Source organism: Labrenzia sp. C1B70, from assembly GCF_000475395.1.
Taxonomy (GTDB): Bacteria; Pseudomonadota; Alphaproteobacteria; order Rhizobiales; family Stappiaceae; genus Roseibium; species Roseibium algicola.
In genome coordinates, this window is sequence record NZ_AXCE01000017.1 from 1 (window position 1) to 14,174 (window position 14,174).

General features: G+C 54.1%; 11 protein-coding genes. 2 read left to right on the forward strand and 9 right to left on the reverse strand.

What is annotated here, in order from left to right:
• Nucleotides 1–1,040: 1,040 nt before the first annotated feature.
• The 6 genes from Q666_RS53030 to Q666_RS53045 form a co-directional block, all read right to left on the reverse strand.
• Nucleotides 1,041–2,129 carry an IS110 family transposase gene (locus tag Q666_RS53030; RefSeq protein WP_023001233.1) on the reverse strand — a complete coding sequence of 363 codons (1,089 nt, stop codon included), beginning with the start codon at nucleotides 2,127–2,129 and terminating at the stop codon, nucleotides 1,041–1,043.
• Nucleotides 2,130–2,324: 195 nt separating this feature from the next.
• A complete protein-coding gene (locus Q666_RS53035) occupies nucleotides 2,325–3,881 on the reverse strand; it encodes an ISL3 family transposase (RefSeq protein ID WP_031269416.1) in 1,557 nt (518 codons plus the stop codon).
• Nucleotides 3,882–3,975: 94 nt separating this feature from the next.
• The gene (locus Q666_RS66945) at nucleotides 3,976–4,272 is read right to left on the reverse strand and encodes a transposase (RefSeq protein WP_023001230.1); all 297 of its coding nucleotides are present in this window, start codon (nucleotides 4,270–4,272) and stop codon (nucleotides 3,976–3,978) included.
• Nucleotides 4,273–4,450: 178 nt separating this feature from the next.
• Entirely contained in the window at nucleotides 4,451–6,943 is a 2,493-nt protein-coding gene (locus Q666_RS65035; protein ID WP_023001229.1) for an EAL domain-containing protein, read from the reverse strand.
• Between the two features lie 51 nt (nucleotides 6,944–6,994).
• Complete coding sequence (locus tag Q666_RS53040) at nucleotides 6,995–8,089, reverse strand: TRAP transporter substrate-binding protein (RefSeq protein WP_081713304.1); 1,095 nt, start codon at nucleotides 8,087–8,089, stop codon at nucleotides 6,995–6,997.
• Between the two features lie 203 nt (nucleotides 8,090–8,292).
• Nucleotides 8,293–8,943, reverse strand: a complete 651-nt coding sequence (locus Q666_RS53045; protein WP_023001227.1) for a response regulator transcription factor — start codon at nucleotides 8,941–8,943, stop codon at nucleotides 8,293–8,295.
• 166 nt (nucleotides 8,944–9,109) lie between these two features.
• On the opposite strand from Q666_RS53045, the gene Q666_RS53050 reads away from it, so the two are divergent.
• Nucleotides 9,110–9,637 (forward strand): molybdopterin-dependent oxidoreductase, encoded by a 528-nt coding sequence (locus Q666_RS53050; protein WP_031285094.1) that lies wholly within the window; start codon nucleotides 9,110–9,112, stop codon nucleotides 9,635–9,637.
• Between the two features lie 33 nt (nucleotides 9,638–9,670).
• Nucleotides 9,671–12,319 (forward strand): ATP-binding protein, encoded by a 2,649-nt coding sequence (locus tag Q666_RS53055; protein ID WP_081713305.1) that lies wholly within the window; start codon nucleotides 9,671–9,673, stop codon nucleotides 12,317–12,319.
• 77 nt (nucleotides 12,320–12,396) lie between these two features.
• On the opposite strand, the gene Q666_RS53060 is transcribed toward Q666_RS53055, so the two are convergent.
• The 3 genes from Q666_RS53060 to Q666_RS0133565 form a co-directional block, all read right to left on the reverse strand.
• Nucleotides 12,397–12,732: a hypothetical protein gene (locus tag Q666_RS53060; protein WP_023001224.1), complete on the reverse strand. Its 336-nt coding sequence runs from the start codon at nucleotides 12,730–12,732 to the stop codon at nucleotides 12,397–12,399.
• Complete coding sequence (locus Q666_RS53065) at nucleotides 12,729–13,775, reverse strand: chemotaxis protein CheB (protein ID WP_023001223.1); 1,047 nt, start codon at nucleotides 13,773–13,775, stop codon at nucleotides 12,729–12,731. Before Q666_RS53065 ends, Q666_RS53060 begins: the two co-directional genes overlap by 4 nt.
• Nucleotides 13,776–13,827: 52 nt before the next feature.
• On the reverse strand, nucleotides 13,828–14,174 hold a 347-nt coding region (locus Q666_RS0133565; RefSeq protein ID WP_208994461.1), incomplete at its 5' end, for a hypothetical protein.

The window sequence follows — 14,174 nt, forward strand, 5'->3', positions numbered from 1 at the left end:
CCGGATCGAGGACCAAAACGTGCGGACCAACCTCATTCAGATGACCAGCGCGATTGCCGGTGAGGCTGATCGCGCTGGCGTCACCGGTCGCATCTAATCGGCCGTGGCACCCTGTGGAGCCGGGTAGTTTGCCGCTCCCGGTTCCCGGCGGTCGCGATGCCATCAACCCACTGCCGTATCGCGACCGCCACCTTTTCTCCCAGGCCAAAATCAAAACCGTGTCAGGCATCGCGCAAGCGGCAACACAATCCGCTGGCATCTTCTGATTGCAATTATTATGATGTCACCACTCAGTTTCCAACTTCTCCAAGAGTGAACTGAGTTCGGAGCATGGCATGCCCGCAAGCTCGCCTCAGGCCTCGGCTTTCTCCCTACAAGATGCCGGGGCCGCTCCGAGCATGAGATAAGTGCAAGCCTTTGCGGCTAGTGTTCCCAGCTTGGCGTGCGCTGACTGTTTAGTGTGCCTGGATCAACCGAAAAACTCTCAAGCAGTTTGCTGCGACAGCGGGTGCAACGGAAATAAGTCGCGACAAGCGCAACTGGCAATTCCCCCAGGAGCTTCGGCGGAATGCACTGCGCCGGGAAGTGCGTGGACCGGCCGCAAGACTGGCAGGAGACGACCAGCCATTTCCCGCTCTGTTTGATGTTTGCGATCGTTTCCATTTAGATATCGCCATTGCATGGTCGATGTAATCATGTTCTTTTTTTGTTCTATTATCGATAGCCGATTTTGAAAAGCACCTATGAACGCCCATCTCGTAATTTCCGTGCTGCTGTGTGCCGCCACTTGTGAGACGGAGCAGCTGCGTATCTGGGACGGGTGTTGATTTCCACTTCTCTATTCGGCGTGTTGCAGTCAAGTGTCTTCGAGCCTTCCGCCCGGTCGGCGTTTTAATGTCTTTCGCGAGTTCTCGCTTCTCTTCGGGATCGGCACCATGGCCCTCCCAGCATGGGATCAGAAGAATGTAGCGGCTCAATCTGAGAATCGTCCTGACAGCAAAATTGCTGTCGGCACGGTGGAAATCACGAACTCGCTTCATTCATCGTCCCGCGAAGGACATTTTCCCGCCAAGGACGGAACTTAAGATCTCTTTTCGGTGACCAATCAGACTTTCGCCGGCCCAATGGAATTCGGTACCATCGCTCCACATACGGTGCATGATAACAGCCAATCGACGGGCAAGTGCCACGATAGCCTGTCGGTGGCTACTCCGCTTCGCAAGCTTCGTGGCCCAGGCCTTCAGCCATGACCATTTCTTGACCCGGGTGAGCAGCACTTGCGCTGCCTCATAGAGGAGTGCTCGCATCATGTTATCACCGCATTGAGATATGCGGCCAACACGACGACTTTCACTTGATTGATTGAGTACCGGTGTCAACCCGATTGCCGGTCCGACCGCCCTTGAATTCCGGAACCGTGCCGGAATGTCGATGGTGCTGACAAAGGCAAGTGCAGTAATAGGGCCAACACCGGGAATCGTCATCAGACGATTGCAGTCCGCGTCGTACCTGACGATAGCCAGCACCTTGTGGTGCAGGCAGGTAAACTCTTCACGGATCTTCCGTCTGGCAGCCAGCAGCGGTGTCAGTATTTCGACCATATCGGGCATGTCCTCAATGAATACACGGATCCGATTCTCAAATTTTGCGGTTCCAACCAACCCAACCTTGAGCCCAAAATTGCGGAGGAGCCCGCGAATGTCGTTCTCAATTGCGATCGATTTTCCTTGCAACAGCTTACGAGCCGTCAATAGGGCTCGGCGCTTTTGGCTTGTCAGGGTCTTCACATGCACCGGACGATAGAGATTGACGCGCATCATTTGCGCAATGCCGCGTGCATCATTGCGGTCTGTCTTGTTGATCTGTGCCTTGAGAAAGGCTTTGGCGTGTCGTGTTTCGATGCAGATCGTGGGTAATCCGGCTTTCGCTAAGCCTTCGAACAGCCACTGTGATAATGGCCCTGCTTCCAACCCAATCCGTTCGAGACGCAATCCTGCGCCTGTCAGAGCCGCAGAGAGGTCGTCCGGGTGGCTGACCACCTTCATCTCGTGGCAGATCTTGCCACTCTCGTCGACTATGCAAACAGAGGTCTCTTTTATCGACACATCCAGCCCGGCATAATGCTTCATGCTGCGCTTCCTTTCCTGATGCTTGTGGCTGTTTCGCACAGACCACGTTCTAGCATCAGCTCGAAGCGCAGCACCTCTTCACGTTCCGCATCAGAGATGGGGCAAAAGCCGAATACCCCATCTGAGAAGTGGCCCGGCTTGGCCTGATATTTCCATTAGGATTGGCTCTGACGCACTTTTGCTGACGTGTAGCTATTAGGATGCGCCAATCAATCGCGCCTGCAATAGATCGAGTTTTGCTCTCCCGTACATTTGGCGTTTGATGAGCTTCAGGCGCGTGATCTGTCCCTCCGTTTGCCCATTCGACCAAGGAGAGATGATAGCGTTCCGAACGGCGTCGATGTCCTTTTCTACGCCGTTTGCGAAGGATCCGACCAAGCTGTTCTTGGCTGTTTCAAGCCAGTCATCAAGCCTGCATGCTGTCTTCGAGCGGATCATGGATTGGAAGTCGCCAATGGCGTCGCGCGCGGCAACCAGTTCAGGAACACTCATTTCAATCGCCGCCACCAGGACAGCCTCGGACTTCGCCAAATCATCGCGTGCGGCAGTCATCAATCGAGCGATAACCCGTGCCGATGGCGTTCGGGCAAGACCACTTTGGTTGGCCTTCTCTGCCAGACGCCGGCGCTGCGCCCATTGTGAGACGACGCCACTTTGCCCTGGAAAGCCCTTTTCTCGCATCTCACGCCAAAGTGCCAAGGCGTTTCGAGCCCCTTCGGCCCAGCGGCCGTTAAGCCAAGGCAGCCAGCTATCGAGCGAGCTTGGCCGTGTTCGAAAGACATCGAGGCGCTGGCCGCGTAATATGTCGCGGACAAGCTTCCGGCTATGACCGGTTTGCCGCACGATCTGCCGAATGGGGGTGCCCTTTTTCGACAGTTCCCGGATCGCTTCATTCGTTTCCTGGCGGCGTAGATAACCCTCGTATTGCAACTTTTCCGCATAAGTCAAAAGCTTGGGGTCAACGACATTGCTGCCGACCGCCTGCCTGATCTGGCGCATTGACCTGCCGACAGCATCAAGAAACGCCCGGCTGGAATTCTCCATCAGATGCCAACGGTCGGCGACCTGCTCCGCATCAGGCAGGGCCTTCGCGATGGCCTCGCCGTAGCCACCGCCCCGGTCGCGAGCGACGATTGATATCGACTGATGTTGGGCCAGCCACGATCGAGACGTATCCAACGCACGATCCGGCAAGAGAGTAACAGGCCTCCGCCGCTCCAGGTCGCAAACGATTGTTCCGTAGGTCTGGCCACGTCGAAAGGCAAAGTCATCAATGCCTATGACAAAGAGTTCATCGCTGTAATCGGCAATACGCCGGCGAACCACCCGCAGCAGTGTGTCGTTGCTCACTGGCATCATGAGGCGATTAGCAAAGGCTGCCGCCGGTCTGCCGCCGAGTGCCAGGCCGAGATGGTGGACGATTGTTTCCAGCCGTTGGGTACGCCGACCATAGCGAGCCAATACAATGCCATCGAACTGCTCGCAGAAGATGCGCCGACCGCATAGGACGGCATCGCACCAGAACCGGCGCGCGACTATTGTCAATTGTACACGCCGACCGGAAAGCGGAAGATCAGCAGGTCGGCGCACATATCGGCTTTGAACTCTTCGGCTCACTCGTCCGCAGTCCGGACATCTTCCCAAGGGCTGCCGCGACCGCAATTGAATCTGAACGCTATCCTCTGCAACCTTCACTTCATCTACTGAAAAGCCGTCAGGCGCGAGGCTCGCGCGCGGAATTCGATGTCGCATAAGCTGATCCTCCAGTGAATCAGCAAAAGCCTGCCTTCCAACAGCAGCAAATGTGAGTCAGAGCCAATTCTCGGTGGAAATGCCGGGTCACTTCTCAATGGAAATCAACACCCGGAAGATCCGGCACCACAAGTTTGCCCTCCCGCGCCAACCGCCTCCACGACGAAAGATGGTTGGGCTTCATGCCTACACGCCGGACGACCTCGTTCACAGTCACACCGGGCACATAGGTCTCCGCGACAAGCTGATACTTCACTTCATCCGGCCAGTGCCACTTTCCTGCGGGCCCCGCCAAAATCTCATATCCGCAAATGGACTCCATATGGAGCGCTCTATGGACTCCCAAACCTTCCTCCATTCCCAAATCGACATTGGGTATGGAGTCCAGCATCACGACGGAAGCGAATAGGTGGGGTCCAGCCTCTATTTGCGAAATACCCGCGCTTCACGATGAACAACTTCTACGCATCCACTCTTTCCCCAGCCGGACAAATCATATTGGAAAACTCTAACTCAAATCGGGGGCGTTTAGCGAACGCATCAAGTAGCATTCCAGGGCACTTCGCATGTCAAATTGCGATTGCGTTAATTTCAGAGCCCAGTTGTTCGATTAGCGGTGCAGTCTCCTCGAACGGACGGGGTTTGCTGAAGACGAAACCTTGGACCTCGGTGCCCCCCTCCGACCGGATAATCTCCAGTTGTTCCATTGTTTCTATACCCACTGCTGTCGTTGTCATACCTAGACTTGTTCCCAGATCGGCGATCGCCCTTATGATCGCGATCGAACTCTCCTCCTCACTCAGCTTGCGTGCAAATGTTCCATCAATCTTGATCTTGTCGAAGGGAAAACTCTGCAGGTAACTCAGTGAGGAGTAACCGGTTCCGAAATCATCCAATGCGATTCTGACTCCAAGCGCGCGGAGGTGTTTCAGGGTGCGCAGCACGTCGTCCGTCCGATCGAGAAGCACGCCCTCGGTAATTTCCAGCTCCAATCTGTTCGCTGGTAGACGCGACGTCGCCAATGCCGTGAACACCGCCTCGGCGACGCGCTTACTGCGGAACTGAACGGGAGACAGATTGACGGCGACCTTGATAAAGCTGGGCCACATTGCCGCGTCGGCGCAGGCCTTTCTAAGGACCCACTCTCCGAGAGGCACGATCAGCCCCATATTCTCAGCCACCGGAATGAACTCCGCCGGTGAAATACAACCGCGCTCAGGATGCTGCCATCGAACTAGGGCCTCGAAACCAACTACAGCGTTGGCACCGAGACCTATAATAGGTTGATAAACGAGGGAGAACTCATTGTTCGCAAGAGCTCGACGCAGATCTGCCTCCATCTCACGTTGCTCTCTTACACGGTCGCACATGACCGACTTATAGAAAATAATAGCACCCCGGTCTCCTTGTTTTGCGAGGCGAAGCGCCATGTCAGCTCTTTTCAAGAGGTCTTCCAATTTGATGCCGTCTTCCGGGCAGCGCGCGATCCCTACACTGGCTTGAATGGCAACTTGGTGTCCTTCAATGCAGGTTTCCGCACCCAGTACGTCGATCAGGTGACTGGCGAGGTCGCGCGCGGCCGATGGCTGATCACCCCCAATCTGGGCAATTACAAACTCGTCACCGCCGAACCGAGCCACTATATCGCGCGGACCGATACAGGCACGCAGGCAATCTGCAACCCTGACCAGAAGCGCATCACCAGCCGGATGACCAAGGGTATCATTGACTTCCTTGAACCGATCCAGATCGACACATAGGATTGCAGTCTCATCCGCATTCTCGCTTGCTTCCAGCGCCTTATTGACTTGCTCACCAAAGTATCTGCGGTTAGCAAGTCCGGTCAATGCGTCGTGGTTCGCCATATGATAAATCCGGTTCTCGTTGCGGCGCTGCTCGGTGATGTCTTCATGGATCGACAGCCAGCCCCCTGAGATCGGCTGAATTGTGGTAGCGATGGTTCGGCCATCCTGCAGACTTCGGGCAGCGATCACCTTTTTTCCCGCAGCGATTATCATGCCCATTTCGCGCGCAAAGGCTTGCGGATCCTTACCAAAGAACGTGTTCCGGCGAATACACGCATCAACAATCGCGTCGTGTGGCGTACCTGAACGAACGAGCTCTTCGGGGAGCTTATAGATTTGTCCATAAAGGTCGTTGCAGAAGACCAAGTTGTTGTCGTGACCGTAAAACGCGACGCCAATGGGCATGCCCGCGATGGCTACCTCCAGACGGAGCCTGTCCGCCTCTGCGGATTTTGCAAAATCCCGTGCCTGTAAAATGCATTTTCGATAGGTGGAGACGGCAGTTACAAGCTTGTTGATTTCATTAGCACTGGAATGATTTCCACCTACTTCGACAGGTGTTGCATCATCGGTCAATCGGCTCATGATCTCACTGACGCGCTGCAGTGGAGAGGCAACCGCCCGCGATACCCAGAAGATACCAAGGAGAGCCACCAGCGCAGAGGTTCCAACCCAAAGGACCAACACGACGCGAGATTTATCATAAACGCCTTCTACGCGGGCTTCGGCAAGCAGTGTATGCTTTTCCGCATGTCGCTCGAGCGCCAGAACCGCCTCGAAAGTTTGAGCAAACACTGGATCGGTGGAGGATGAAAATGTCTTCAACGCGCGGCTGGTTTCTCCCGAGTTCAGCTGTTCCACGACGTGGTCAAAAGAAATCACATAAGCTTCCCAACTCGAATTCAGCTGCTCGAAGTTTTCCTCTTCCTCCTTGTGCTGCAACGAGTGGGAAATTGACTGTAATTCTTTATTGATGACGGACTTAATAATCGCGAGCCGTTCTCCAGTCTCAGCCAGTACCCGAAAATCAAGCGATTGTGTTCGCCTCGTGGCAAGAAGATGATGCGTCGTGAGGGATCTTTTGAGATCTCCAAGGGCACCAAGAAGAGGTAGCCAGGTCTCACGAATTTCACTCGTCACAGCACGAACCGCACCAAGCTTGCTAAGACTGACACTGCCGATCGCAACAATTGCAACGAATGCAAGGATAAATGCGAACGCCAGTTTTGTGCGGATGCTCTGATTTCGAATTACCATTACGTTTCTCGCTCACCTTGACTGCACGCGGTGCTGCTGAACCACACAGTTTCACTGCAGAAAACTGAAACGTTTCCAGAGGACGTAGTCTTCATGGAAGCTTTTGTAGGAGTTATAGATCTCCGCGAAATTCGGATTTAGCTCGGCTTCTTCAGCTGCAATTTCCAGCCACGCATCTTCGAATGCGACAAGCATCTCTGGTGGCCATCTTTTCAGTTGTACTCCAGCATTCTGAACCGCGCGCAACGCCTTTCCCTGAGCCGCTTCCCCCTTCGACAACATCGCCCGAAGTGCATCACCGCAGGACAGCTCCAAGGCCTTCTTGTGACTGGAAGACAGCTGCTGCCAGATATCCAAGTTTACAAATATGTCGAAAAAGGTTGCCTGCTGATGCCATCCAGGAAAATAATAGTATTCAGCGACTTCGCTGAAGCCGAGTTCCAAGTCCATCGCAGGCAAAGAAAATTCGGTAGCGTCCAGTTTGTTGTCTTTCATCGCCGTCAAGATTTCTCCGGGCGGAAGCTGCTGAGTCTCCACACCCAATTTCTCCATCACAGCGGCTCCAAAGCCGAAGAAGCGCATTGTCAGCCCCTTCAGATCGGCAACGGTTCTGATCTCCTGGCGGAACCAGCCGGAAGCTTCCGAAGGAATCAGGCCGCATGGAATATTGTGAACGCCTTCAGCATGGAACATGCGCCGGGCAATTCCCAACCCCCCGCCGTCATACATCCATGCGAGGTATTCAGTCGCGGTCGGTCCGAACGGAAAGCTGGAAAATAGGGTGAACGCACTGTCCCGGTTGGAAAACCAACCCGCGCCCGCCCACGCAGCTGCAACCCGGCCATCCGCAACGGCCGCAACCGTTTCCGCTCCCGGTACAAGCACTCCCGGTTCGTGAAACGTTAGTCGAAGGGATCCTTCCGTCAAAGCGGCAATTCGGCTGGGTAATTCCTTGGCAACATCCCCGAGAATAACAGTGTCGCTGGGAAAGGTACTGGCAACGTCGATCAAGGTCACCGATTGCGCTTGGGCAGCTTCTGCATGACACACGGCGGCGACTAAAAGTGTTGTCGCGAATTTGAACATGTTTACTCCTCTGAATTGCAGGGCGCGTTTCGCCCGCTGCGCTCCAGCACTGATTTTCATGCGCACCTGACCACAGCGGATTGACCGCTTTCAATTGGAATAGGATGAAGTCTTTTGCGCAGATGGAACAGGAATCAGAGGGCTATGCGCAACCTCGAAGGGATAGTCTGGCGGCTCAAAAGGTCAACCGAACTCGAGGGGATAGGTAATAGCTATCCGAAAGGCTAGTAAGATTGAAGACGGCAGTCTGTGGCGTAAGACGCTCAGAGAACCAAAGACATTTCTCGGGCAATCATGGCAGCATGCGTGCGATTGCGTGCGCCAAGCTTTCGGCTTAGCGTTTTTACGTGGAGCTTTACGGTGACCTCCTGCAGATCGAGTCGGCGTGCGATCTCCTTGTTGGAGAGGGCTTCGCAAAGCCCCTGCAACACTTCCAGCTCCCGTGAAGTCATCTGGAGCGCTTGAGCGGCTGCAGGGATTTCCTCTTCAGTGGTCATAAAACTGACCGGTACGAAAATTTCGCCCGCTACCATGAAACGCACCGCATTCACCAACGATCTCGCCTTTATGGTTTTGGGGAGAAATCCGGCTGCGCCTGCCACAAGAGCCCTTTCAGCAATAATTCTATTGGCAACCCCGGAAATGATAGCGACTGGGATTTTACCGCAAGCAACTAGAACTTGCGCCAGACCGTTCAGATCATCCATGCCTGGCATGTTGTAGTCAAGCAGAACCAAATCAGGAGTGTATCCCTCCGCCAAACTGGAAAGTACCTCGGAAACTGAGCTTGCCTGCGAGACTTGCGCGCCTGCCTCGCGGCCAAGCACGTCTGCAATCATCTCCCTGACAAGATTGTGATCATCCGCAACCAAGACCTTCAACTGGCGCTCCGTAATATGTGGTTCATCTGACACATCGGCTCCGTCGTGCCAGTGTTAAAGCTAAATCTGTGCCTGTCCAGAGCTGACTATACGAAAGGATAGAAACATTCTCGAACGAGACACGCAAAATCGACAAGAAATTGCTACAATTCTTCGCGTGTCATGATGGTGAGCGAAAGAAGAGGAGGCGAGATCGGTAATGTTTACAAGGGTATTAAAATCATCTCCGGGCTGTCTCATGGTGATAGCGGCCATGTTCGCAAATACTACTGCCCTAGCAGACAACCTGCCGCAACCAAACGGAGAGGTGGTCCTGACAGTGACAGGCGCCATCGGGATGACAAACAGCGATGAAGGTGCTCGATTCGACATTCCGATGCTTAAAGCCCTACCGCAAACCAAGTTTACTACCGGTACAATCTGGACTGAGGACAAGAGCACCTTTCAGGGAGTGTTGCTAAAAGACCTTCTGGAAAAGGTCGACGCGAAGGGCACAATGCTGCAGGCCCGCGCCTTAAACGACTATGCAGTCGAAATTCCACTAACCGATGCTATCTTAGGTGGACCAATCATCGCGTATCTAAACAATGGCAAGACGATGTCCATTCGTGAAAAAGGGCCGCTCTGGATTGTATACCCTTATGATGCGAAGAGCGCTTATCGTACGGAGATCATTTATTCCAGAAGCATTTGGCAACTGGAGGAACTAACTGTCACCGGAGACTGACATCAAACGGTCTCACCATACGGAATTGGAACGATGAGATCGGTAGGCTCTTTCAAACCAAGAAATCAGATCAGACGGCGGTTGGTTCTGGCGGCCTCGTTGGTCGCAGTATGCGGCCTCGCAATACTGGGGCTTCAAATAAAGCAAGAATTGGATTCCTTGAACAGTGCCCCGCGCGACAACATGCAATGGGCGCTTGCACAGCTCGAAGTGGAACTTCTACGCCTCAAGGCGGCAGCAAGCAATGCCCAGGACGACGATGCATCCTCCTTGCAGCAGCTCCGTAGGCGCTTCAACATTTTCTTCAGCAGAGTCGACACACTCGAACACAGCCGGTTTCTTAAGGAATTGCGACCAAACGAACCCGTAGAAACCCATTTCTCGCTACTCAGGGCATTTCTTGATCGCACCGTTCCGCACATTGACGGTTCGGACACCACCTTGCGGGGGAGGCTGGAAGGACTTTTAAAAGATATCGAGCAACAGGAAACCCATGTTCGCTCACTCGCCTTGACCGGTGTCCAGCTATTCGCGCAAGCATCTTATCAGAGCAGGCAACAGTTCTCTCGCCTCCTCATCCAGACTGCGCTACTCGCTCTGACACTAATCCTGGCTCTGGCGGCCACGTTGTACATTCTGAGCCAGCAATTCGCGGTATCATTAGAGAAGTCGGACGAAATCGAGCGCAGCAAACGCCGTCTCCAGAGCATGATCAATGCATCTCTCGATGGCATCGTTGTGGCCGATTGCTTCGGAAAGATCATCGATTTCAACCCCGTCGCTGAGAAAGCCTTCGGCCTCCTTAAGCAGCAGGCGATCGGACAACGAATCGAAAACGTTCTAATTCCGGAGCGATATCGCCCTCAACATTCAGCCGCTATGGAGCGCTATCTGAAAACCGGTAATAAGACAGTTATCGATCGCGGGCGCATAGAACTCGAGGCCTTGAGAGCCGACGGAAGTGAGTTTCCGGTCGAACTCTCAATCGCATCGGCGACGGAAGAAAACGGCCCGATATTCATCGCCTATGTCCGGGACATCGAGCAACGCCGAAACGCAGAACAGGAACTTTTGAAGGCACGCGACGAGGCCCTTGCCGCAGACAAGGCCAAATCAAATTTTCTTGCGATCATAAGCCATGAAATGCGCACACCGCTCAACGGTGTTCTTGGTGTTTTGGAACTGCTTAGGGAAACACCCCTCACTGACGAACAGGACAGGTATCTGGAAACCGCCTCGGCTTCGGGCGAGATCCTTTGGCGCCATATCAACGATGTCCTCGACCTGACAGTGGTCGAAGCGGGCGAACTGATCTTGCAAGAGGAGAGCTTCGACCTTCGCGAACTAATGTCTGCAAGCGTTGCCATCAGCAAACCAATCGCAAAAGCAAATGGAAATACAATCGTCCTCAATCTTCTGCAAGAAACCCCCACTTATTTTCAGGGCGATGCGCGCCGGTTGCAGCAGATTCTTCTCAATCTCTTGGGTAATGCCGCCAAGTTCACGCAGAACGGAAATATTAGTCTAACGGCGGAGTATGTTGCAGAGGAGAATTGCGACGGACTCCTGCAGATTTCGGTGAATGACACCGGCTGCGGGATTTCGTTCGAAGACCAGGTCCGAATATTCGATCAGTTCGTCACCCTGGACCCCTCGTACAGGCGAACCGCTTGCGGGGCCGGACTGGGACTAAGCATTTGCAAGGGTATCATTCGTGCCATGAACGGAACAATCGAGGTCGACAGCACGCTAGGAAAAGGAAGCAGGTTTCGCGTTTGCCTACCCTTGAAAAGGGCTGTCCCTCCCTCGGAGCGAGAAGCAATCCCAGCGCAGTCCGTAGAGCTGTCCTCGTTGTCTGATGGCATGAAACTCAAAGTGCTAGTTGTTGAGGACAACGAGATCAACCGGTTCGTCGCACGCCAGTTTCTCGAGAAACACGATAGCCACGTCGCGGAGGCCCATAATGGTGTGAAAGGGGTCGAATTGGCGAAACAACAGGTTTTCGACCTGATCCTGATGGATATCAGCATGCCGGGCATGGACGGGATCGAGGCGAGCCGTCTGATCCGCGCCGGATCAGGCGGCTCGTCAAAATCTCTCATTGTCGGCCTAACGGCGCACGTATCGCCTGAAGAACAGCAGCGATTTCTCGACGCAGGGATGGACAAGTGTCTTTCGAAACCGCTCCGCGGGCGCGACATTAAGGATATTCTTGCTGCGGCCCAGTCCAATGGGGCTCTACAACACTCGCCTGAAGACGGATCGGCCCGCCCCCGGGCTGAAACCGACGGGGCAGTACAAAATGACCAGGGAGAGCCCGATGAAAAAGAGCGCATCTTTGATCTTTCAACTTTGGCGGAGTTATTGGAAATGCTGCCGCCGGAGACATTGCCCGCAAGGTTGGAGGCGTTCCGTTGCAGTTTTGATTCCGGTCATGCTGATATCGAGTACGCGCTGAAGAAAAGGGCTTTCGACGAAGCAACCGCCCACGCGCACGAACTCATTGGCCTGGCGGCAATTTTTGGAGCGACCGGCCTGAGGAAAATACTTTTGCAACTCGAGAAAGCGTCTGAAGCCAAAAATCTGGAGGAAGCACAAAAACTTCTGGTCGACGTCAAGAGCATCGCTGCTTCAAGTCATCGCCAGCTAGTAGACCTTACCAGTGCTGAAAAATCCTGCTGACATTCCAATTATCGGGTCGCCGACTTCGGTGTTTCTGGCTGGATCATCGGGTAGTAAATGACCTAGATCACCTGCAATCATTCTTCAAATGACCGGTCAGCCACGAGCGATCTGATAGCAGCTTCTGCGATACTGAAGCCCTCGGGGGTTTCATGAATGGCCACGAGGGAATCCTCGGCCGCCTCAGCGTGACTTCCAAGGACGCCAAAGCCATACATGGTGGCTGTGCCGGAGAGCATATGCACCTTGCTCGTCAGATCCGTCAGAACGACCGGATCCTTTTCATAGACATAGCTGCTCCAACAGAATTCGATCTCTTGAAGGCGCTCGGGGATACGCTGGCCATATTCCCCCCGAAGCTTTTGCAATTTGGCTGCCAGACGGTCTGGATTTACGGCGTTGTTGTCGGTCATGAGACACCCAACAAGCCGGAGATAGAGGAAGGAGACAACTCACGTGCCGCCGAAATCGCTTTCACCGCAGCCTCGCACCCAGAAGCATCAACGCAGCTATCTCTTTTCTGAATCCAGATATCGCATTGATTCTTCATTGCGAGTTTCAAGCCGCGTGGATCAGCCACTGCGCCGGATAAGACTATCATTAATGGGTTCTTGGCAGCAATTGCCAGGTTGGCATGCATGCGCCAGCTGCACGACTGCTTTTCGCCAGCTCTAGGTTGGTTTTCCCGCATGACCCGAAAACTATCGCCTAAAGCTGTCACCGACAATCGTGAATCGCCGTGCAGGACATAGATGCAACCGCGCTCTAGCACGGTGTTTTCCTGAGGTTCGCGAAGCGACAACCCAGTCCTCTTTTCAAGCTGTCGCGAGAACCCTTCCATACAACTCGAGGGTATGTCGGCTGTGACAACCAAAGGCGGGTAGTCGCCTGGCAACGGACCAAGCACTGCATTCACACTCTGAGGGGCACCAGTTCCGGCGGAAAGATGAATGATGTCGTAGCCTTGGGCAACCGATTGAATGCCTGCAGGCTTGATCGCGTTCAAAACAGGCGCCCTGGCCCCCCAGAACAGGACCTTGTCGACAATCGTTTGCGCTATACCGCTGATATCGATGTCCATCAACGACCCGGACTTCCAGATGACATCCACGGCGCCAACCTCGAGCATCCGCTTTGCGAGATGCCCACGGCGCTCCGTCAGACCACTCACGACAATCACCGGGACGTCGGATTCCGATCTGATGGTGGCCGTAGCGGATATGCCGTCAACGCCGGGCATGTCGACATCCATGGTAATTACGTCAGGTTTGTATACCCGCACGGCGTCGATAACCTCTTGGCCGTTCTCCGCTTCGGCAACAACCTCAACGCCGGAGATCTCTTCACAGATTGTCTTGATCGCCATGCGCATGAAGATGGAGTCATCGCAGATCAGAAGACGGATTGGTGCTTGGTCATCTTGGTAAAGCTGCGGTTCGCCTGGTGCTGCCATCATGATATCTTCAACCTCATTTTTCTCTGTTCGCGAGACCTGGTCTTCGAGCTTCTTAAATTAGGGCGGCCACCTCGACGGGAAGTATCTCAATAGATTCCGCCGATGTATTTGTTGACGTATCCACAACGGTCGCTGTCACCTCCAGAATAAGGTCAGTGTCTGTCGCAGGTGTCAGGGTGAGACCGGCGAGATCGACTTCATCAAGCGTATAGGTCCCGTCCGGGTTTAACTCACCCGCATTCAATGTGGCACCGTAATCGACACCATCGATGTTGTAAGAAATAGTCTCGGTCGGGCCGAGGAGAGCAAGATCGATCACCAGCGGAGTGGCAAGACCTTCGACCACCGGCCCCGTCAGCGACACGTCCAGAAGCGGTACGTCGGCCACGTTGAGGACCT